The organism is Amycolatopsis kentuckyensis (assembly GCF_041679295.1).
Classification (GTDB): domain Bacteria; phylum Actinomycetota; class Actinomycetes; order Mycobacteriales; family Pseudonocardiaceae; genus Amycolatopsis; species Amycolatopsis kentuckyensis_A.
In genome coordinates, this window is record NZ_JBGDMD010000003.1 from 600,796 (window position 1) to 621,931 (window position 21,136).

The 21,136-nt window shown below is 71.5% G+C and carries 19 protein-coding genes; 18 read left to right on the forward strand and 1 reads right to left on the reverse strand.

Annotation, left to right across the window (positions count from 1 at the left end; all coding sequences use genetic code 11):
* Positions 1 to 56: 56 nt before the first annotated feature.
* The 18 genes from ACERZO_RS14400 (at position 57) to ACERZO_RS14485 (ending at position 19,724) form a co-directional block, all read left to right on the forward strand.
* Positions 57 to 545, forward strand: a complete 489-nt coding sequence (locus ACERZO_RS14400) for a 2Fe-2S iron-sulfur cluster-binding protein (RefSeq protein ID WP_372665130.1) — start codon at positions 57 to 59, stop codon at positions 543 to 545.
* Entirely contained in the window at positions 542 to 1,537 is a 996-nt protein-coding gene (locus ACERZO_RS14405; protein ID WP_372665131.1) for an FAD binding domain-containing protein, read from the forward strand. The genes ACERZO_RS14400 and ACERZO_RS14405 overlap by 4 nt, the downstream gene beginning before the upstream one ends.
* A complete protein-coding gene (locus ACERZO_RS14410; RefSeq protein ID WP_372665132.1) occupies positions 1,534 to 3,753 on the forward strand; it encodes a xanthine dehydrogenase family protein molybdopterin-binding subunit in 2,220 nt (739 codons plus the stop codon). The genes ACERZO_RS14405 and ACERZO_RS14410 overlap by 4 nt, the downstream gene beginning before the upstream one ends.
* 200 nt (positions 3,754 to 3,953) lie before the next feature.
* Positions 3,954 to 4,817 (forward strand): TetR family transcriptional regulator C-terminal domain-containing protein, encoded by an 864-nt coding sequence (locus tag ACERZO_RS14415; protein ID WP_372665133.1) that lies wholly within the window; start codon positions 3,954 to 3,956, stop codon positions 4,815 to 4,817.
* The gene (locus ACERZO_RS14420) at positions 4,817 to 5,710 is read left to right on the forward strand and encodes a 3-keto-5-aminohexanoate cleavage protein (protein WP_372665134.1); all 894 of its coding nucleotides are present in this window, start codon (positions 4,817 to 4,819) and stop codon (positions 5,708 to 5,710) included. Before ACERZO_RS14415 ends, ACERZO_RS14420 begins: the two co-directional genes overlap by 1 nt.
* Entirely contained in the window at positions 5,703 to 6,632 is a 930-nt protein-coding gene (locus tag ACERZO_RS14425; RefSeq protein ID WP_372665135.1) for a 3-hydroxyacyl-CoA dehydrogenase NAD-binding domain-containing protein, read from the forward strand. The genes ACERZO_RS14420 and ACERZO_RS14425 overlap by 8 nt, the downstream gene beginning before the upstream one ends.
* Complete coding sequence (locus tag ACERZO_RS14430; RefSeq protein ID WP_372665136.1) at positions 6,625 to 7,086, forward strand: thioesterase family protein; 462 nt, start codon at positions 6,625 to 6,627, stop codon at positions 7,084 to 7,086. The genes ACERZO_RS14425 and ACERZO_RS14430 overlap by 8 nt, the downstream gene beginning before the upstream one ends.
* Positions 7,087 to 7,119: 33 nt before the next feature.
* Positions 7,120 to 8,679 (forward strand): ABC transporter substrate-binding protein, encoded by a 1,560-nt coding sequence (locus ACERZO_RS14435; RefSeq protein ID WP_372665137.1) that lies wholly within the window; start codon positions 7,120 to 7,122, stop codon positions 8,677 to 8,679.
* A gap of 1 nt (position 8,680) precedes the next feature.
* Positions 8,681 to 9,637, forward strand: a complete 957-nt coding sequence (locus ACERZO_RS14440) for an ABC transporter permease (protein WP_372665138.1) — start codon at positions 8,681 to 8,683, stop codon at positions 9,635 to 9,637.
* A complete protein-coding gene (locus ACERZO_RS14445) occupies positions 9,634 to 10,527 on the forward strand; it encodes an ABC transporter permease (protein WP_372665139.1) in 894 nt (297 codons plus the stop codon). Before ACERZO_RS14440 ends, ACERZO_RS14445 begins: the two co-directional genes overlap by 4 nt.
* The gene (locus ACERZO_RS14450) at positions 10,524 to 12,068 is read left to right on the forward strand and encodes an ABC transporter ATP-binding protein (RefSeq protein ID WP_372665140.1); all 1,545 of its coding nucleotides are present in this window, start codon (positions 10,524 to 10,526) and stop codon (positions 12,066 to 12,068) included. The genes ACERZO_RS14445 and ACERZO_RS14450 overlap by 4 nt, the downstream gene beginning before the upstream one ends.
* Positions 12,065 to 13,105: a serine hydrolase domain-containing protein gene (locus ACERZO_RS14455; RefSeq protein ID WP_372665141.1), complete on the forward strand. Its 1,041-nt coding sequence runs from the start codon at positions 12,065 to 12,067 to the stop codon at positions 13,103 to 13,105. The genes ACERZO_RS14450 and ACERZO_RS14455 overlap by 4 nt, the downstream gene beginning before the upstream one ends.
* 159 nt (positions 13,106 to 13,264) lie before the next feature.
* Complete coding sequence (locus ACERZO_RS14460; protein ID WP_372665142.1) at positions 13,265 to 14,524, forward strand: esterase/lipase family protein; 1,260 nt, start codon at positions 13,265 to 13,267, stop codon at positions 14,522 to 14,524.
* Between the two features lie 11 nt (positions 14,525 to 14,535).
* Positions 14,536 to 15,591 carry an alpha/beta fold hydrolase gene (locus tag ACERZO_RS14465; RefSeq protein WP_372665143.1) on the forward strand — a complete coding sequence of 352 codons (1,056 nt, stop codon included), beginning with the start codon at positions 14,536 to 14,538 and terminating at the stop codon, positions 15,589 to 15,591.
* A gap of 91 nt (positions 15,592 to 15,682) precedes the next feature.
* A complete protein-coding gene (locus ACERZO_RS14470; protein ID WP_372665144.1) occupies positions 15,683 to 17,362 on the forward strand; it encodes a phospholipid carrier-dependent glycosyltransferase in 1,680 nt (559 codons plus the stop codon).
* 310 nt (positions 17,363 to 17,672) lie between these two features.
* Entirely contained in the window at positions 17,673 to 18,347 is a 675-nt protein-coding gene (locus tag ACERZO_RS14475) for a sensor histidine kinase (protein WP_372665145.1), read from the forward strand.
* Between the two features lie 4 nt (positions 18,348 to 18,351).
* Entirely contained in the window at positions 18,352 to 19,002 is a 651-nt protein-coding gene (locus ACERZO_RS14480) for a response regulator (RefSeq protein ID WP_372665146.1), read from the forward strand.
* 95 nt (positions 19,003 to 19,097) lie between these two features.
* The gene (locus tag ACERZO_RS14485) at positions 19,098 to 19,724 is read left to right on the forward strand and encodes a response regulator transcription factor (RefSeq protein WP_372665147.1); all 627 of its coding nucleotides are present in this window, start codon (positions 19,098 to 19,100) and stop codon (positions 19,722 to 19,724) included.
* Between the two features lie 7 nt (positions 19,725 to 19,731).
* Here the strand turns inward: ACERZO_RS14485 and ACERZO_RS14490 are convergent, their stop codons facing one another.
* Positions 19,732 to 21,051 carry a COG1470 family protein gene (locus ACERZO_RS14490; protein WP_372665148.1) on the reverse strand — a complete coding sequence of 440 codons (1,320 nt, stop codon included), beginning with the start codon at positions 21,049 to 21,051 and terminating at the stop codon, positions 19,732 to 19,734.
* Positions 21,052 to 21,136 lie beyond the last annotated feature (85 nt).

The window sequence follows — 21,136 nt, forward strand, 5'->3', positions numbered from 1 at the left end:
AGAGTACGGCGTTCTGTTAACTTGGCGGCCACCGTCACGAGTGAAGGGGGATCCACGTGGTCGAGGTGCGATTGCGGGTCAACGGGGTCGACGAACTGCTCGATCTGCCACCACATGTCAGCCTGCTCGACGCGCTGCGCGAGCGGCTCGGGCTGACCGGCACGAAGAAGGGGTGCGACCAGGGCGCCTGCGGCGCGTGCACCGTCCTCGCCGACGGCGAGCGGATCAACTCCTGCCTCGCGCTGGCCGTGCAGTACACCGGCCGCGAAATCACCACCATCGAGGGCGTCGACGACCCGCTGCAGCGGGCTTTCGTCCGCAACGACGGCTTCCAGTGCGGTTACTGCACCTCCGGCCAGATCTGCTCGGCGATCGGGATGCTGGCCGAGCACAAGGACGGCGCGCCGAGCGCGGTCACCGAACACCTCGCCGCCACCGGTGGCGAACTGACGGACGCGGAGATCCGGGAGCGCATGAGCGGCAACCTGTGCCGCTGCGGCGCCTACAACGGGATCGTCCACGCCATCCAGGAGGTCGCGAGATGAGGTCCTTCACCTACCTCAGCGCCCCGGACGTCGAGACGGCGATCCGCGCGATCGCCACCGAACCGAACGCGAAGTTCCTCGGCGGCGGGACCAACCTCGTCGACCTGATGCGCGAAGACATCGAGCAGCCCGACGTGGTCGTCGACATCACCCGGTTGCCGCTGACCCGGATCGAGGAGCTGCCCGGTGGCGGCCTGCGGATCGGCGCGCTCGTCCGCAACAGCAAGCTCGCGGCCCACCCCTTGGTCCGGACGCGCTACCCGGTGCTCGCCCAGGCCATCCTCAACGGTGCTTCGGCCCAGCTGCGGAACATGGCGACCGTCGGCGGCAACCTGCTGCAGCGCACCCGGTGCCTGTACTTCTACGACGGCGCGGCCGCGTGCAACAAGCGCACACCGGGCAGCGGCTGCGCCGCGATCGGCGGGTTCGCCCGGAACGCCGGCGTCCTCGGGGTCAGCGACCACTGCATCGCCACCCACCCCTCCGACATGGCCGTCGCGCTGGCCGCGCTCGACGCGGAAGTCGAGGTGGAGAGCACGCGCGGCGTCCGCCGCTTCCCGCTGACCGAGCTGCACCGCCTGCCCGGCAGCACTCCGCAGGTCGAGACCGCGCTGGCCGCGGACGAGCTGATCACCGCCATCGAGCTGCCGGCCCTGCCGGTGGCCGCGCACTCCCGCTACCGCAAGGTGCGCGACCGCGCGTCCTACGCCTTCGCCCTCGTCTCCGTCGCGGCCGCGATGGAGACCGAAGACGGCGTCGTGACCGACGTCCGGCTGGCGCTGGGCGGTGTCTCCGCGAAACCGTGGCGGGCCCACGAGGCCGAGCGGATCCTCCTCGGCGCGCCGGCGACCGAGGAGTCCTTCCGCCGGGCGGCCGCGGCCGAGCTCGCGCCCGCGGTGGGCCGGCCGGACAACACCTTCAAGATCGAGCTGGCGCAGCGCACGATCGTCGCGACCTTGCGCCACCTGCTCACCGACGGGAGTGCGGCATGACCAGGACCCTGCCCGCGACGCAGACCGGCGGCCCGATCGTCGGCCGGCCGATCGACCGGGTCGACGGCACGGCCAAGACCACCGGCGCCGCGCTCTTTTCGGCCGAATACCCGCTCCCCGACCTGACGCACGCGGCGCTGGTGCACTCGACCGTCAGCCGCGGCCGGATCACCGCGATCGGGACCGAAGCCGCGGCGGCCGTCCCCGGCGTCGTCGCGGTGCTCACCCACCTCAACGCTCCCCCGCTGAAACCGGCCCCGAAGGTGAGCCCGCTCAACCTCGCCACCCTGGTCTCCGGCACTTCGGTCGACTACCTCAACACCGACGAGGTGTACTGGGACGGCCAGCCGGTGGCGGTCGTCGTCGCCGACACCCTCGACGCCGCTCGCGAAGCCGCCGGGCTGGTCACCGTGACCTACGAAACGTGGCCGTCCACTGTGGACTTCGCGGCCGAAGAGAAGAACGCCAAGCCGCAGAAGAACAACCTGATCATGCCCGGCGGAGCGAAGAAGGGGGACGCCGAGGCCGCGCTCGCCGCGGCGCCGGTGTCGCTCGATCTGCGGTTCACCACGCCGACGCACCACCACAACGCGATCGAGCCGCACGCGACCACCGCGGCCTGGGACGGCGACCGGCTGACCATCCACGACGGCACGCAGAGCATCGACTGGGTCCGCACGCACCTTGCCCTGCGGTTCGGGGTCCCGGCCGCGAACGTGCGGGTGATCGCCCCCTTCGTCGGCGGCGGCTTCGGCGGCAAGGGCATGGTCTGGCCCGGCACGATCCTCGCCGCGCTGGCGGCCCGCGCGACCGGCCGGCCGGTCCGGCTGATGCTCACGCGGGAAGGCGTCTACCGCACGGTCGGCGGGCGCACGCCGTCCACGCAGCGGGTCGCCCTCGGCGCCGGCACCGACGGGAGGCTGACCGCGCTCGTCCACACCAGCGTGACGCGCACCGGGCGGGTCGGCGGCGGACCCGAGCAGGTGACGTCGCAGTCGAAGCACCTCTACGCCGCCGAAAACATCCTGGTCCAGCAGAACCTGGTCGAGCTGGACCTGATCTCGAACACCTCGATGCGCGCGCCCGGCGAGTCGATCGGGACCTACGCGCTGGAGGCGTCGATCGACGAGCTCGCCTACCGGGTCGGCGTCGACCCGATCGAGCTGCGGATGCGGAACGAACCGGCGGTGAATCCCATCGACGGCAAGAAGTTCGCGCACCGGATGCTGCGCGAGGCCTACGCCCAGGGCGCCGAGCGGTTCGGCTGGGCCGACCGGACGCCGGAACCGGGGTCGATGCGCGACGGGCGGTGGCTGGTCGGGATGGGCGTCGCGTCGGCCTACCACCCGGCCTGGCAGTTCGCCGCCAGCGTCACGGTCCGGCTTTCGGTCGACGGCACCGTCCTGGTGCGGTGCGGCTTCCACGAAATGGGCATGGGCGGCGCGACGGCGCAGGCGCAGATCGCCGCCGACGCGCTCGGGGTGCCGTTCGAAGCGGTCCGGGTCGAATACGGCGACTCCACGCTGCCGGTGAGCCCCGGGGCGGGCGGGTCAATGCAGACGGCGAGCATCGCCAACAGCTTGCTGGCCGCGTGCGAGAAGCTGAAGCGAGAGCTGAACACGCTGGCGAAACGCTCGGGTTCGATCGGGATGAGCCCGACGACGATCCTGGCCAAGGCCGGCGTGCCGTCGGTCGAAGCCGCCGTCGGTTCCGACACCCGGTTCGGCCGGGTGGCCGGGCAGCTGAAGTTCATGGCGAAGTTCGTGCGCGACCAGCGGCGCTGGATGAAGGCCGCCTGCGGGGCCCAGTTCTGCGAGGTGCGCGTCGACCCGGACACCGGCGAGGTGCGGGTGTCGCGGTGGGTCGGGGTGTTCGACGTCGGCCGGGTGATCAACGCGAAGACCGCGTCGAGCCAGCTGCGCGGCGGGATCGTGATGGGCATCGGCATGGCACTGGCCGAGGAGACCCTGGTCGACCCGCGCACGGGACGGATCATGAACCCCAGCCTCGCCGAGTACCACGTCCCGGTGCACGCCGACATCCCGCGGATCGACGTCGGCTACCTCGACGACCCGGACCCGACGATGCCGCTCGGCCTGATCGGGGTGGGCGAGGTGGGTATCACCGGCGTCGCGGGCGCGATCGCGAACGCGGTCCACCACGCGACCGGAAAGCGGATCTACGACCTTCCCATCACCCTCGACAAGCTGTTGTGAGCAACCACGCGGTCGCCTTGAAGGCTTGGCCGAAGTGGAACGGATCGCCGAGGCGCGAGCGAAGAACCCGCTCTCGAGTTGCGGCGGTGCTGGTCGACCGACTGACTCATCAGTCAATGCACCGTCGCAACTAGCCCTAGCCACAACGTTTTCGGCTCAGATATTGCGATTATCGCAACGCGGGGTTACCGTCTCCTGGCATGGACGAAACCGCCGAGCTGCGGGACCGGGTCCGCGGCCTGGTCAAGACCATGCCGGGGGCCCAGCGGGAGTTCGCCGCCGCGATCGGGCTCGACGAGACCAAGCTTTCCAAGGCGCTGAACGGCACCCGCCGGTTCTCGCCGCACGAACTGGTCCGCGTCGCCGAGCACTGCGGCGTCACGGTCAACTGGCTGCTCAACGGCAGCGACGACGCGGTCACCGTCACGGCGGTGCCGGCGCCCGCCGCGCGGCTCGCGAGCGATGACCCCGACCACCTCGCCCAGTCCGAGCCGCGCCGCCGGATCCTCGAGACGGCCTGGGCGCTGATCGCCGAACGCGGCTACCACAAGGTGCGCATCGCCGACATCGCCGAGGCGTGCGGCACGAGCACCGCGGCCATCCACTACCACTTCCCGAGCAAGACTGAGGTCCTCAACGAAGCGTTGCGGCGCAACGTGAAGCTCGCGTTCGACCGCCAGGTGGCGGAGCTGCACGCCATCGAAGACGCGCACGAACGGCTGTGCCGCCTGGTCGAGCTGCAGCTGCCCACCGACGGCGTCCTGCGCGCCGAGTGGTCGGTGTGGCTGCAGGTGTGGAACGAGGTTGCCCTCGACCCGTCGTTCCGCTCGCTGTACCACGACTCGATCAGCCGCTGGGAACGCACGATCGCCATGACCATCCGCACCGGGTGCGAGCAGGGCGTGTTCGCGGTGACCGACCCGGACGCGGCGACCACCCGGCTCACGGCGCTGATCGACGGCCTCGGCATCCAGGTGCTGACCGGCCGTCCGGGCAGCACCGCCGAGAGCATGCGAGAACACCTGCACGACTTCATCGAGAGGTCCATCGTGAAAGGGGACTGATGAACCACGAGGTCATCGTCACCTGCGCCCTCACCGGCGCCGGGGACACCGTCGGCCGGAGCCCGCACGTGCCGGTCACGCCCGCGCAGATCGCCGCGAGTGCCGTCGAGGCCGCGAACGCCGGGGCGGCCGTTGTACACATCCACGTCCGGGACCCCGAAACCGGGTCGCCGTCCCGGGACGTCGCGCTCTACCGCGAGGTCGTGCGGCTGGTGAAAGAGTCCGATGTGGACGTAGTCGTCAACCTGACCGCCGGCATGGGCGGTGACCTCGTCATCGATCAGGAGGACCCGCTCAAGCCCGTCGACGGCACCGACCTCGTCAACGCTCTTGCCCGGCTCCCGCACGTCGAGGAGCTGGTGCCGGACATCTGCACGCTCGACTGCGGTTCCCTCAACTTCGGCGAGGGCAGCCAGCTCTACGTGTCCACTCCGGACATGCTGCGCGCCGGCGCCAAGCGGATCCAGGAGCTCGGCGTCAAGCCCGAGCTGGAGATCTTCGACACCGGGCACCTCTGGTTCGCGTCCAAAATGGTCGAAGAGGGCCTGATCGACGCTCCACCGCTGTTCCAGCTCTGCATGGGCATCCCGTATGGCGCGCCCGTGGATCCCGGGCTGCTGCAGGCCATGGTCAACCTGCTTCCGGAGAAAGCGCAGTGGGCGTCGTTCGCCATCGGGCGGGACCAGATGCCGTGGGTGGCGCAGTCGGTCCTGCTGGGTGGGCACGTCCGGGTCGGCCTCGAGGACAACCTGTACCTGAGCAAGGGCGTGAAGGCGACCAACGGCCAGCTCGTGGAACGCGCCGTCGGCATCGTCCAGGACCTCGGCGCCACCGTGGTAAGCGCTTCCCGTGCCCGCGAAATCCTCGGCCTGAAGGAGCGCGTCCATGCCTGAGACGGTCGCGTGCGTCGGTGCCGGGGTGATCGGCGGCGGCTGGGTCGCGCACTTCCTCGCCCGGGGTTTCCGGGTCCACGCTTGGGATCCCGCGCCGGACGCCGAGGCGAAGCTGCGCCGGCTGGTCGACGCCGCCTGGCCCGCCCTCACCTCACTGGGCCTGGACGAGGGCGCGAGCCGGGACAACCTCGTCGTCGCTCCCACGCTCGCCGAAGCAGTCGCCGACGCGACCTTCGTCCAGGAGAGCGCCCCCGAAGACCTCCCGCTCAAACAAAAGCTCCTCGCCGAGATCGACGCCGCCACGCCGGCCGGGATCGTCATCGCCTCCTCGACGTCCGGCTACGGCATGACCGAGATGCAGGCGGACGCGCGGACGCCGGAGCGTCTCGTCGTCGGACACCCCTTCAACCCGCCCTACCTCATCCCCCTGGTCGAGGTCGTCGGCGGCGAACGCACCGAGGCGTGGGCCGTCGAGCGTGCCGCCGCCTTCTACCGGCGGGTCGGCAAGACCGTGCTCACCATGGACCGCGAGGTCCCCGGCTTCGTCGCCAACCGGCTGCAGGAGGCGCTGTGGCGCGAAGCCCTGCACATGGTCGCGAACGGCGAGGCCACGGTGGAGCAGATCGACACCGCCATCACCGACGGCCCCGGCCTGCGCTGGCCGGTCCAGGGCCCGATGCTCACCTTCCACCTCGCGGGTGGCGAGGGCGGCATGGCACACATGCTCGACCACTTCGGGCCGTCCCTCAAGGCGCCGTGGACCCGTCTCGACGCTCCGGAGCTGACCGCCGAGCTCCGCAACGCCGTCGTCGAGGGCTGCGAATACGAGGCCGGGGACCGCACGATGGCGGACCTCATCGCCGAGCGCGACCGGGCGATCATCGCCATCCAGCGCGCGGTCGAGGAGGCGCGCGATGGCTGAACTGTCCTACCGCGACCGTGTCCGTCCTGAGTGGATCGACTACAACGGCCACCTGTCCGAGCCGTACTACGTCCTGGTCTTCGGCGACGCGACGACGCACCTGATGCACACCGTCGGCCTCGGCCCGGCGCTCAGTGGTTCCTCGCTGTACACCGTCGAGGCGCACATCCGGTACCTGCGGGAAGTCGGCCCGGACGCCGAACTGGAGGTCACGACGAGAGTGCTCGACGCCGGCGGGAAGAAGGTCCGGCTCTGCCACGAACTGCGCGTCGCCGGGGACCTCGTCGCCACCGAGGAGATCCTGGCGATCCACGTTGCCGAGAGCCCCGCTCGAGGCACTCTTTCCCGCCGAGAGGGCATCAGCAGAGCGTCGCCGCTTCCCGCCGACATCGCGGAGCGGCTGCGCGGCTACCTCAACCCGGTCCCGGACTACGCGGGGCGCGCCATCGCCTGATCCGAACACCCGCTCCCACCGGAAGTCCCCACCATGGAAGAGCGATGTAGTCCCCTCACCCGGCGCCGGTTCCTGGCCGCCACCGGTGTCGTCGTGCTGGCCGCCGGCTGCGGCACGACCTACGCCGCCCCGGTGCCGACCGGGCCGCCCCGCTCCGGCGGCCGGCTTCGCGTCGGCGTCACCGGCGGAGGCGCGTCCGACACCCTCGACCCGCACATCCCGGCCACCAACCCGGACATCGCGCGGGTCATCAACCTCTACGAGCCACTGCTGCTGCGCGACCACGACTACCGCCTGCAGCCGGTGGTCGCGCAGTCGCTGACGGCGTCGCCGGACGCCCGGACGTGGACCGCCGTCCTGCGCGACGGCGTCAGGTTCCACGACGGCCGCCCGGTCACGCCGGCCGACGTCGTCGCCACCTTCAAGCGGATCATGGACCCGAAGGACCCCAAGAGCGGCGCGGCCGGGCTGACCATGCTCGCCGAGGTGGCCCCGAGCGGCGACCGGGCCGTCGCGTTCCGGTTGACCGCGCCGAACGCGGGCTTCGACGACCTGCTCGGCCAGTACGCGCTCGGCATCGTCCCGGCGGACTTCGACCCGAAGCGCCCGATCGGCACGGGCCCGTTCAAGGCGAGCTCGTTCACCCCCGGCCAGCAGAGCACCTTCACCCGCAACGAACACTACTGGCGCCCCGGGCAGCCCTACCTCGACGAACTGGTGCTGATCAACTTCGCCGACGACGACGCCCGCATCAACGCGCTGCTGTCGTCCCAGGTGGACGCCATCGACCAGGTGCCGGTGGCCCTGGTCGACGTCCTGCGCAGTGACCCGCGGATCCAGGTCCTCGCCGCCGAAACCGGCACGTGGCTGCCGTTCACCATGCGGGTGGACCGGCCGCCGTTCGACGACGTCCGGGTGCGCCAGGCGATGCGCCTGGTCGTCGACCGGGAGCAGATGATCAACCAGGTCCTCAGTGGACAGGGCAGGCTCGGCAACGACCTCTACGCGCCCTTCGACCCCGCGTACGCCAAGGAGCTCCCCCAGCGCAAGCAGGACATCGATGCCGCGAAGAAGCTCCTCGCCGAAGCGGGTCACTCCACCTTGGACATCGAGCTCGTCACCGCGCCCATCCAGGCCGGCGCGGTCGAAGCGGCGCAGGTGTTCCAGCAGCAGGCGAAGGCGGCAGGCATCAACGTCAAGATCCGCAAGCTCGACACCACGACGTTCTACGGCGAGAACTACCTGTCCTGGGACTTCGCCCAGGACTTCTGGTACACCCGCAACTACCTCCCCCAGGTCGCGAACGGGTCGCTGCCCAAGTCGCCGTACAACGAAACCCACTGGCACGACCCCGAATTCGTCGACCTCGTCACCCGGGCCGGATCCACAGTGGACCCGAATGTCCGGGCGGACCTGCTGAAACAGGCGCAGAAGATCGAGTACGACCGCGGCGGCCTGATCATCTGGGGCTTCGTCAACCAGGTCGACGCCCACCAGAAGTACGTCGCCGGGCTCGTCCCGGACCGCACCGGGGTCTCGCTGAGCGGCTACCAGTTCCGCACCGCGTGGCTCGGCGCGAGCGGGGAGGCGTGAGATGCCCCGGCTGATCCTGCGCCGCCTGCTCGTCAGCGTCCTCGTGCTCTGGGTGGTGTCCCTGCTGGTCTTCGTCGCGACGCTGCTGCTGCCCGGCGACCCCGCGCGAGCCATCCTCGGCCAGCAGGCCACCCCCGAGCGCGTCGCCGCCCTGCAGCACCAGCTGCACCTCGACCTGCCGGTGTGGCAGCGCTACCTCGACTGGCTCGGCGGGCTGGTCACCGGCGACCTCGGCACGTCGACGTCCACCCAGGGCCCGGTGACGGCCCTGATCGGCGACCGGATTTCGGCATCACTGGTGCTGCTGGTGGTCGCCGCGGTGCTCGCCACGCCGCTCGGGCTCGGCCTCGGCACGTGGAGCGCGATCCGCCGCGACCGCACCACCGACCAGGTCATTTCCGGCGTCAGCCTGGTGATCGCCGCGCTGCCGGAGTTCGTCATCGGCGTCGCGCTCGTCGTGCTGCTCTCCACGACGGTGTTCAAGATCTTCCCGTCGGTGACGATCACCCCGCCCGGCGACGCGGTGTGGCACCAACCGGCCCAGCTCGTGCTGCCGGTGCTCACGCTCGTGCTGGTCGTGACGCCCTACATCACGCGGATGATGCGGGCGACGATGAACGAGGTCCTCGACAGCGGGTACGTCGAGATGGCCCGGCTCAAGGGCGTGCGCGAGCGGACCGTGCTGGTCCGGCACGCGCTGCCGCACGCGATCGGCCCGGTCGCGCAGGTCGTCGCACTGCAGCTGGCGTGGCTCGCCGGCGGCGTCGTGGTCGTCGAGTTCCTCTTCCGCTACCCCGGCATCGGCCAGGCCCTCATCGACGCGGTCGCCAAGCGGGACGTCGCCGTCGTCCAGGCGATCACCCTGCTCATCGCCGCGGTGTACATCGTGGTGAACCTGCTCGCTGACGTCGTCGGCATCCTCGCCAACCCGAAACTGCGCACGGAGGCAGGCCGATGACCGCCGTCGAACTCCCCCGCACCGTCACCCCGGACGCGCCGCCGGCGCGCTCCGGCGGGCTCTTCCGCAGCGCGTGGACGTTCCCGCAGGCCAAGATCGGCGCCGCGCTCGCGCTCGTGGTGGTCCTCATCGCTCTGCTCGGGCCGTGGCTCGGGCCGGTGCTGACCGGGCACACCACGACGGACTTCGCCGGGAAGCCGTTCAAGCACGACGGGCTCGCGGGCACCGACGGACTCGGCCGTGACGTGCTCACCCGGTTCCTGGCCGGCGGCACGACGTTGCTGCTCTACGCGGTGCTCGCCACGGCGCTCGGGATCGTGCTGGGCGCGCTGCTCGGCATGGTCGCCGGGTACGGCGGCGGCCGGCTCGACAGCCTGCTGATGCGCGGCAACGACGTCCTGCTCTCCTTCCCGCAGCTGGTCATCGCGCTGCTGGCGATCGCGGTGATCGGACCGGAAGGCTGGCTGCTGGTGCTGGTCATCGGGCTGACGCACGCGCCGCGGACCGCGCGGGTGGCGAGGCAGGCGACGGTCGCCGTCCGCGGCCAGGACTACATCCGCGCGGCCGAGATGTACGCCGTTCCCCGGTCGCGGATCCTGCTGAGCGAGGTCCTGCCGAACATCACCGGCCCGCTCATGGTCGAGATCGGGCTGCGGCTGACCTACTCGATCGGGTACATCGCGTCGCTGTCGTTCCTCGGGCTGGGCATCCAGCCGCCGTCGGCCGACTGGGGCCTGATGATCAACGAAAACCGGATCGCGCTGGTCGTGCAGCCGTGGGGCGTGCTGCTCCCGGTGCTGGCGATCGCCGCGCTGACCGTGGGAACCAACCTCGTCGCCGACGCGCTGGCCTCGGCCGCCGCCGGCCGGAAGCGGGAGGTCCGCGCGTGAACGCCCTGGAGGTCAGCGGTCTCGCGGTGCGCACCACGGCCGGAGCGTCCGTCTTGGACGATGTCTCCTACGCCGTCGCGCCCGGCGAAGTCCTCGCGCTGGTCGGGGAATCCGGCTCCGGCAAGACGACGGCGGGGCTCGCCGCGCTCGGCCACTTCCGGCGCGGGCTGAAGGTGACCGGCGGCCGGATCACCGTCGGCGGCGAGGACGTCCTGTCCCTCGACTCCGCGGGACGGCGGCGGCTGCGCGGGAGCACGGTCGCCTACATCCCGCAGGACCCGGCGCTGTCGCTCAACCCGGCGCTGCGGATCGGGGTGCAGATCGCCGAGGTCCTCGAGACCCACGGCTACGGCGGTTCGGTCGACGACCGCGTCGGCGAGGTGCTCGAGGAGGTCGGGCTGCCGTCGGAGCCGGCGTACCGGCGGCGCTACCCGCACCAGCTGTCCGGCGGCCAGCAACAACGCGTCGGCATCGCGATGGCCTTCGCGTGCCGGCCCGCGGTGGTCGTCTTGGACGAGCCGACGACCGGGCTGGACGTCGTCACCCAGGCACTGGTGCTGAAGACCGTCCGGACACTGACCGCCGAACACGGCGTCGCCGCGCTCTACATCACCCACGACCTCGCCGTGGTCGCCGAGATCGCCGACCGCGTCGCGGTGATGTACCAGGGGGACATCGTCGAGTGCGGCCCGGCGCCGGCGGTGCTGCGAACGCCGTCGCACGCCTACACGCGGCGGCTGCTGGACGCCGTGCCCGATCCGGACGCCACGTCGGAGCCGCCACCGCCGGCGGAACCGGTGCTCACGACCCGGGACCTGTCCGTCGCCTATGGACAGCACGTGGTGCTGCGCGGCGTCGACGTCTTCGTCGAGCGCGGCGAATGCCTGATGCTGCTGGGCGAGTCCGGGTCCGGGAAGACGACGCTCTCGCAGTGCATCGCCGGGCTGGCTTCGCCGTATCGCGGGACGGTTTCGCTGACGGGAACCGGGCTGGCGGTGTCCACCCGGGACCGGACGGACGACCAGCGGCGCCGGATCCAGTACGTCTTCCAGAGCCCGTTCTCCTCGCTCAACCCGCGCAAGACCGTGGCGCAGTCGATCGAGGTGCCGTTGACGCGGCTGACGTCGATGTCGCGCTCGGAGCGTCGCGCGCGGGTCGACGAGGTGCTCGACCGCGTCCGGCTCGGCCGCACACTGGCCGACCGGCTGCCGGACCAGCTCAGCGGCGGCGAGCGGCAGCGCGCCGCGATCGCGCGGGCGTTGGTGACCACGCCGGACGTGCTGGTGTGCGACGAGGTGACGTCCGCGTTGGACGTCTCGGTGCAGGCCACGATCGTCGAGCTGCTCGGCGAGCTGCGCCGCGAACTCGGGATGGCGATGCTGTTCGTCACGCACAACATCGCGCTGGCGAGCGAGGTCGCGGACCGGATCGCCGTGCTGCAGGGCGGCTCGATCGTCGAGGAGGGCCCGGTGCGGGAGGTGCTGGCTGCGCCTTCGCATGCCTACACGCGGGAGCTGCTGGCCGCGACCCCGCGCCTGTGAAGGGCACGGTGGCGCCGGGGTTCGAGCCGGTGCGGGACGCGTTCGCGGACGTGCTGGACCGGACCTCCGGCGGCGCGGCGTTCAGCGTCGTGCGACGCGGCGAGGTGCTTGCCGAGCTGTGGGGCGGTCCGGGGTGGACGCGGGACACCCTGGTCGTGCTGTTCTCCGGGACCAAGGGCGTCGTCGCCACGGCGATGGCGTTGCTGGAGATCGATCCCGCCAAGCCGGTGACTTCGTACTGGCCGGAGTTTTCGGCGCGGGACGCGCGGGTGTCGCACGTGCTGTCCCACACGATCGGCCTGCCGTACGTCGAGGCGGACGAGTCCTTTCTGGACAATTCGGCCAACGCGCTCGCCCTGGCGTCGCAGCGTCCGTTGTGGACACCCGGGACGCGCGTGGCCTACCACGCCGCGACCTACGGGTACCTGTGCACGGAACTGATCCGCCGGGTCACGGGCCGGCCCGCGGGCGAGGTGCTGCGGTCGCTGCTAGGCGACGTCGACATCCACCTCGGGACGCCGCCGTCCCTCGACCACCGCGTGGCCCGGCTCACGCGGTCGCCGGACTACCGGATCAGCACCTTCCTGACCGATCCCGCGCGGCGGCGGATCGTCGAGAAGATGTACCGCGGGCTCCTGGACACCGACACGATCAACTCCGTCGCGTACCGCCGCGCCGAGCTGGCGGCGGGCGGCGCGACCGGCACCGCGGCGGCGATGGCGCGGCTCTATGACCGGATCTGCGCCGGGCTGGTCCCGGCTTCGGTCCTGGCGTCGGCGACATCGACGTGGTCATCGGGAACGGACGCGCTCAACGATCGCCCGGTCCGCTTCGGCCTGGGGTACGAGCTGGCCGACCCGTTGGGGACGTACGGCCCGGCGGCAGTGGCATTCGGCCACTCCGGAGCAGGCGGCGGGCGGCACGGGGCGTGGCCGGAGGAGGGGCTCGGGTTCTCGTTCACCACGAGCGAGCTGCAGCCCGAGGACACCGACCACCGGGGCTCGCTGTTGCTGGAGGCGCTGGCCGGCTGCCTCTGACACACGTGGCGGCGACTACGAGAGCGTCGCCAGCGCGGCCTCTCGATGTGGTGCCCACACCCACATCCCACGCGCGCGGGGCGTGGGTGGCGCACATTGCCCCGGCTCGTCCGGTGGCCGATAGTTGCGGAGTTCTCCCGATGTCGTGAGGAGCCCGTCGTGCGCCTGCTCAGCCTGGTGGTCGCCGCGGCCATCGTCGCCGGTGTGGAGGTCGCCGCGCCGGCCCTGCCGGTTGCCGCCGCCGATCCCGCCTACCTGACCAAGGAGGCGACGTTCGGCACCGTCGCCAACGGGTGGGACAAGGTGGAGCGGTACCGCGACACCACAGCGGGCTTCGCCGACGAGCAGTACCCGCCGGACGGACGGGGCAACCAGGACGGGCAGCGGCTGACCTTCTTCGGCGGGGTGGCGCAGCCGTCCTCGTCGCGGTTCCTGCTCTACTCCGCACCCGGCTGGTCGACCGGCGCGAAGGCCACGCCGGTGCTGCTCGTCCACGGTGCCAACGACAACCCCGACCGGGCCTGGGCCAATCCGAACGAATCCGGCGGCTTCGGGTGCGGCTCGGCGACGTGCCCGTCGACCGGGCTGATGCAGTACCTCAGCTCGCGCGGGTACCGGGTGTTCGCCATCGGTTTCGCGCACAAGCAGGGCGAGAACCGCCAGCAGGCACAGCAGGTCGGTGACGCGGTCGCGCTGATCAAGGCCCGGCTGAGCGTGGGCCAGGTCGACCTGGTCGGCTGGAGCAAGGGTGAGCTGTCCACCCGGATGTACGTCTCCTCGGTGAAGCCCCCGTGGGGCCGGGCCTACGCCGGCGACGTGCGCAAGCTGATCACCCTCGGCGGCCCGAACGGTGGCTACGACTACCCGTTCGCGCACGGCTACGCGCACGACCTGTCGATCTGGCCGGAGTGCGGCGTCAATATCAATGCGCCGAGCCCGCACACCAGGATGACCTGCTACGGCAGGTACACCTACCACCCGGAACTGTCGATCACCCCCACCGCCGGCTGGGACACCTACCCCGGGCAGCGGCAGATGCTGGCCCGCTTCGACAGTGCGTTCGGCGTGGACGGCTCGCAGCAGGACTGGTACACGACCTACTACGGCGGCCAGGGCTTCTACACCGACGGGACGGGCATCCAGGCCGCGATCGACGCCGGGTCGATGATCTCTGCCATCCAGTCCGCCGGCACCCCGGCAAGCGTCTCGGTGTATCTGCTGGCCGGCGGCTCGCCCACCATCGTCGGCGTGTTCAACGAGAACCGCGGCCCGAGCGACGGCATCGTGTTCGTGACCAGTGCCCTGGACAGCACGGGCATCGGCCACCTCGCCGGGACCGCGCTGGTCAGTTCGGTGAACCACTTGCAGCTGGGCTGGGCGTCGGCGTCGATGTCCCAGGTGACCGGCTGGCTGGCGTGAAAGGGACGGCAGTGACCACACTCCTCGACGGAATCACTTCGGCGAAGGTACCGACCGACCGGCTGACCGTGCACGTGCTGGAGGTGGCCGGCCGGGAACACGGCGAACCGGTCGTGTTCGTCCACGGCAACGTCTCGTCCTCGGCCTTCTGGCAGGAGCCGATGCTCGACCTGCCGCCGCGGTACCGCCCGATCGCGGTGGACCTGCGCGGATTCGGCGGCACCGACCCGGTGCCGGTGGACGCGACGCGGGGCGTGCGCGACTACGCCGACGACGTGGCCGCCACGCTGGCCGCGCTGGGCATCGACGCCGCGCACCTGGTCGGCTGGAGCATGGGCGGCGGCGTGGTGCTGCAGCTGCTGCGCGAGCGCCCCGGGCTCGCGCGCACCGTGACGCTGGTGAACCCGGTCTCGCCCTACGGCTTCGGCGGCACCAAGGGCGCGGACGGCGAGCTGGTCGACGCGGCGGGCGCCGGCTCGGGCGGCGGTGGCGGCAACCCCGACTTCGTCGCCCGGCTCAAGGACGGCGACACCTCGGACGAGTCGCCGTTCTCCCCGCGACAGGTGCTCCTGGCCTTCTACGTCAAACCGCCGTTCCACCCCGCCCGCCTCGACGACCTCGTCGAGGCGATGCTCACCACCCGGGTCGGCGAGGACCACTACCCCGGCGACTTCACCACGACCGACGCGTGGCCGGGCGTCGCGCCGGGCACCCGTGGCGTGCTCAACACCCTGGCGCCCGGCAACTTCCGCCTCGACGACCTCGACGCGATCGAGCCCAAGCCCCCGATCCTCTGGGTGCGGGGATCCGACGACCAGATCGTGTCCGACACCTCCCTGTTCGACCTCGCCCACCTCGGCCGGCTCGGTGCGGTGCCCGGCTGGCCGGGCGAGGCCACCCATCCCGCGCAGCCGATGGTCACCCAGACCAGAGCGGTCCTCGACCGCTACGCCGCGGCGGGCGGCGACTACCGTGAGGTCGTCATCGCCGACACCGGGCACAGCCCGCACATCGAGAAACCGAAGGAGTTCTCGGCGGCGCTGCACGAGGTGCTGACCAGGGGCTGATCGATCCGCGGGCTCGGCCGCCCGGGCAACCGAAGCTGGGACGAGGCGTCCCCTGGTCGCGTGACCTGTTGCCCGCGAAAGGAAGTCCGGGTTGTCACACGCCGCGAGCGCGCTTTCGAGCACGGTGGAGCCGACCCCGCCGGAGCCGCTTCCGGCGAGCCCCGGCGGACGGCGGCGCCGGCGGTGGTGGCTCGCGCTCGTCGTGGTCGCGCTGCTCGCCGAGATGGCGGTCGCGATGATCACGACGGCCGTGGAGCAGACCCCGACCATCGACGAGCCGGTCTACGTCGGCACCGCGGTCGTCTACCTGCAGCAGCACAGCCTGCGGTACAACCCGGAGCACCCACCGCTGGGCAAGCTGCTCATCGCCACCGGGCCGGCCTTCGCCGACGTCCACCTCGACCCCGCCTTCACCGGCGACCAGACGCAGCTCGGCCGCCACGTGCTGTACGAGTCGGGCAACGACCCCGGACGGCTGCTCCTGGCGGCCCGGCTGCCGATCGTCCTGCTCACGCTCCTGTTCGGGCTGGTCGTCTTCGCGTTCGCGCGTGAGCTGACCGGCTCCGCCGGCGGGCTGGTGGCGCTCGCCCTGTACGCGTTCTCCCCCGACGTCATCGCGCACGGGTCGCTGGCGACCCTCGACGTGCCGGTCGCCGGCTTCCTGCTGACGTCGGTCTGGCTGCTGTGGCGGGCCCGGGACCGCCTCGCCCGCTACCTCCCCCTCGCGGGACTGGCGCTCGGCGCGGCCCTGGCCACCAAGATGACTGCCCTCGCCGCGGTACCCGTGCTGCTGCTCCTGGTCGTGCTGTCGGTCCGCCACGCCCGGCGTCACGACCCGAAACCGACATTCCGGTTCGTCGGTCCCGTCGCGGTCACCGCCTTCGCGCTGATCGCCGTCACCGTCGTGTGGGCCTCCTACCTCGCCGTCGATCCGGGGCTGCGGTGGACGCCGCCGGCCGACCTGCCCGGCGTCGAAGGCTTGCGCGGGCTCGTCGACTGGCTGCCGTTCCCCCAGCCGTACCTCGACGGGATGCACGTCCAGTTCGGCTTCGAAGACCAGGTGTGGAGCGGTTTCCTGTTCGGCAGCCACTACTCCGGTTCGCTGTGGTACTACCTGCCGGCCGCCCTGGTGGTGAAGACGCCGCTGGGCATGCTCGCGCTCTGGCTCGCCGGTGCCGTCGTGCTGCTGGCGGTTCCCCGGTTGCGCCCGGCGACGCTCTACGTCCTCGCTCCCCCGGCCGTGCTGCTGGCCGCGGCCATGACCGGTGAACGCGACCTCGGTGTTCGCTACGCGATCTTCGTCCCGGTGTTCCTGGCGGTCGCCGCCGCCGGCGTGGTCTCCGTCCGCCGTCGGTGGGCCCGCCCCGCCGCCGCGATCCTGGCCGTCTTCACCGCCGTCAGTTCCCTGTGGACGTTCCCGTACTACCTGCCCTATTCCAACGAGGCGTTCGGCGGGCCCGCGCAGACCCACCTGCGCCTGCACGACTCGAACGTCGACTGGGGCCAGGACCTGGGCCGGCTGGCCGACCGCCTCGGCGAGCGCCACCCGGGCGCGCGGGTCTGGCTCGTCTACAAGGGCAGCGGGGTGCCGTCCCGCTACGGCATCGACGCGGCCGACCCGCTCGCCGTGCCCCCGGAGCAGGTGCACGGCCTGCTCGCCGTGTCCGACTCCGCCATCGCCAAGGCCGACGACCGCCTCGCGGCGCTCATCGCCGGCAGCACACCGATCGACGACGTCAGGCACTCCATCACGATCTACCGCCGGCCCTAGCCCGGAAGGGCCGCGCCGGCGTGTTGTCGGACTTCGACCGATTCCCGGCGCAGTTCATGAATGGATTTCGGCGTACCCGGTTTTTTGCGCCACTCGGCCGCTCCCGTTACTCGCGCCCCCGCATCGGAACCATTCCGTGACCTTACCCGAGCGTTCGGAGTGAAACGCCGGAACCGGATGCGACGACTAGTACAACGGGTAACCACCCTGCTACGCGAAACAGCGCAACGCCGGTTGGACCACCCGCACGAGCCGGCTCTCCGCCTTGCGCCCGGAGGGCCCGGTCCGTTCCGCCGGACGGGGGGTGAAGATGCGCCGGACGTTCGTCGTCGCCGACTTCGTCGCTCCTGCCGGGTACGAAGACCGGCTGAAACGGGTGCTCACCGATCTGCACGACGGCCTCGGGCCGACGCTCGCCGTCGCCGTGCTCGGGCTGCGCGCCGCCCGGGACCTGATCGCCCGGGACCGCGCCGCCGCCGGGGACCTGCTGGCCCGGCTGGAAGACGAGCTCTACCGCACGATCACCGACCTGCGCCGCATCGTCGCCGACGCGCGGCCGCCGGCGCTCGACGAAGCCGGTCTCGTCCTGGCCGTGCGCCGCTACGCCGAAGCCCTCTCCGACCGGGTGCCCGCCGAACACGGCCCGCTGCGCGTCGACGTCGAAGTGCACGCCGACCTGCCGCCGCTGTCCGCGGAGGTCGAAGTCACCGCGTACCGGATCATCCGCGAGGCCCTCGTGAACGTCGCCCGCCACTCCGGCGCCCGCCAGTGCACCGTCCACCTCTGGCCCCGGGACGGCGACCTGCACGTGGAGATCGTCGACGACGGCGTGGGCACCGACGGCGAAGCGCTGCCCACGGTCGGCGGGACCGGCCTGCGGTCGATGCGGGAACGCGCCGGCGACCTCGGCGGCGGCTGCCGCGTCGAGCCGGTCCCCTCGGGCGGCACGCGGATCGCCGCCTGGCTCCCGCTCGCCAAGGCGTGAGGCGATGTTCCCCGCCCTGCGCGTCCTCGTCGTCGACGACCACCCCGTCTTCCGGGCGGCGCTGCACGCCCTGCTCGACGGCACCGACGGCATGGAGGTCGCCGGCGAAGCGCCCGACGGCCACACCGCCGTCGCACTGGCCCGGCAGCTGGAACCCGACGTCGTCCTGATGGACCTCAACCTCCCGGACCTCGACGGCGTCGAGGCGACGCGGCGGATCGTGACCGCGGCCCCGCACACCGGCGTGCTCATGCTGACCATGTTCGAAAACGAAGCCGCCGTGTTCGCCGCCATGCGCGCGGGCGCCCGCGGCTACCTACTCAAGGGCGCGCGCAACGAGCAGATCATCCGCGCCGTCCGCGTGATCGGCGACGGCGAAGCCATTTTCAGCCCGGCGATCGCCACCCGGGTGCTGTCCCTGCTGGGCACCGCGACCCCGCGCGACGAATCGTTCCCGCGGCTCACCGCGCGCGAGCAGGAGATCATGGTGCTCATCGCCCGCGGCATGGGCAACGCCTCCATCGCCGACCAGCTGGTGCTGAGCCAGAAAACCGTGCGCAACCACGTCTCCCACATCTTCCGCAAACTCCGGGTCACCGACCGCGCCCAGGCCATCGCCAAGGCCCGGGAAGCCGGCATTGCCCGATCGGAGTAAGGAAAGCGGGACATATCGGGACTCCTCCTCCCTGTTCGCCGAGCCCTCGCAACCCCGATCCTGGGAACCGACATCGTTCGAGGGAGGGCTTACCGATGATCACCGACCAGGTCCCGGTGCGGCTGCACGCCACCGACACCATCACCCGCGCCGGCGTCACGGCCGCGCTGCGGTCACGCCCCGAAATCCGCTTCGCCGACGACGGCGCCGGCGAGCGGGCCGTGGTGCTGGTCATCGTGGAGCGCCTGAACGAGGAGGCCCGGCAGCTGCTGCGCAGCCTCCAGTGCGCCGACCACGCCGGCGTCGTCCTGGTCGCCGGGGACGTGGAGGACTCGGAGCTGCTCGACGTCGTCGGCAACGGCGTGTCGGCGATCATCCGCCGCGCCGACGCCACCCCCGACACCCTCGTCCGGCTCGTCAAGACCGCGGCCGCCGGGGACGGCGCGCTGCCGCCCGACCTGCTCGGCCGGCTGCTGTCCCGGGTGTCCCGGCTGCAGCGGGACGTGCTGCACCCGAACGGGTGGGACCTCGCCGGGATGTCCCAGCGGGAGACCCGGGTGCTGCGGCTGGTCGCCGACGGGTTCGAGACCAAGGAGATCGCCGACCAGCTGAGCTACTCCGAGCGGACGGTGAAGTCGATCCTGCACGACATCACCAACCGCTTCCAGCTGCGCAACCGCGCCCACGCGGTGGCGTTCGCCATGCGCGAAGGGCTGATCTGACACGGGTTCACTCGACCCGGCCGGAGAAGGAGACCGACGGCGTGCAGCGGCCGCGGTCGCCCGGGTTCTGGCAGCTGACCGCGAGGACGATCTTCTCGCCCGGCTGGAACCGCCAGGCCTGCAGCCAGTGGTGGTCGAGGTCGCGGAAGTTGGCGAGGCCGACCTCCAGCAGGACGCTCTTGGTGCCGCCGGAATCCCGCAGCAGCCGCAGGGTTCCGGTGTCACCACGCGGGTTCTGCAGGATCAGGTCGGTGATCACCAGCGTCTTGGCCGGGTCGGGCATGGTGTAGGGGAACTCGGCGAACCGGTTGACGTTCGAGTCGATGTTCGCGTCCGCGGCCACCCGGAAGTCCGTCGGTGTCCCGGTGGCGGCGTTCGCCCGGCTCGGGGTGGTGCCGTCGTTGGCGGTCCCACCGCCGGTGTTCTCACCCGGCGGGGTCAGGCCGACGGCTTTCATCGCCTGCTCGGAGTTCTGCTTGGCCTGGTCGGCGTTCTTCTTCGCCTGGTCGGCCCCGGCGCCGGCGTCCTGCGCGGCCTTCACGACCTCCTGGTTCTGCTCCTGGGCGGCCTCGCGGGCGGCGGACTTCACCGCGGGGCGCAGCACGGTGAACCACAGCGTCACCAAGGCGAGCAGCAGCACCAGCAGCGCGGCGAGCGCGGGCAGCAGCCACTTGGGCAGCAGCTGCCGCTGCACCATCGTGCCTTCGGTTTTGAGCGGCTCGCCGCCGTCGGCGATGACGAACACCTGGAAGCGGTGCCGCACGGGTTGCCCGCGCAGGAACCGTTTCCGGGGCTTCGCGCGCATCCGGAGGAACGCGGCCGTGCCGGGCGCGAGGTCGGCCCGCTCGCGTTCGAGCCGGAACTCCAGCTCGTCCTCCGGGTCGAGCGGGCTCAGCTCCACCGCCACCGGCCGGTTGCCCCGGTTGTCGACGGCGACCTCGAAATCGGCCTTGGACGCGGCTTCCACCTTGGCCGGGACGATCTCGGCGGTCACCTCGGTGAAGGCGCCGAGCTGGACGGTGCCCTCCTCGACCACCGAGCCGGCGGGGTCCTCGCTGGAGAACACCCGGACCCCGAACGGGATCGTCCCGGCGGGGACGTCGGAGGAGCGCGGTGGGGCGAAGCGCACGGTGACCGTGCCCGTCTCCCCCGGCATCAGGTTGACCGTCGCCGGTTCCGCGGTGGCCCAGCCACTCGCGTCGCCGACGACGTCGACCGCGAACTGGTCGACGACCTGCCCGGCGTTGCGGATGGTCACCGAGCAGGTCGTCTCCTCGCCCGGTTCCGCGACCAGGCCGGCTTCCGACAGCGTCGCCGTTGCTCCCATGCAGGGAAGTCTCCGCGTCCGCCACCCGGTGCGGCACCGGCGGACGGGTGTGCGGCCGTGCGCCGGTGGTTGCCCGTACGGGCAG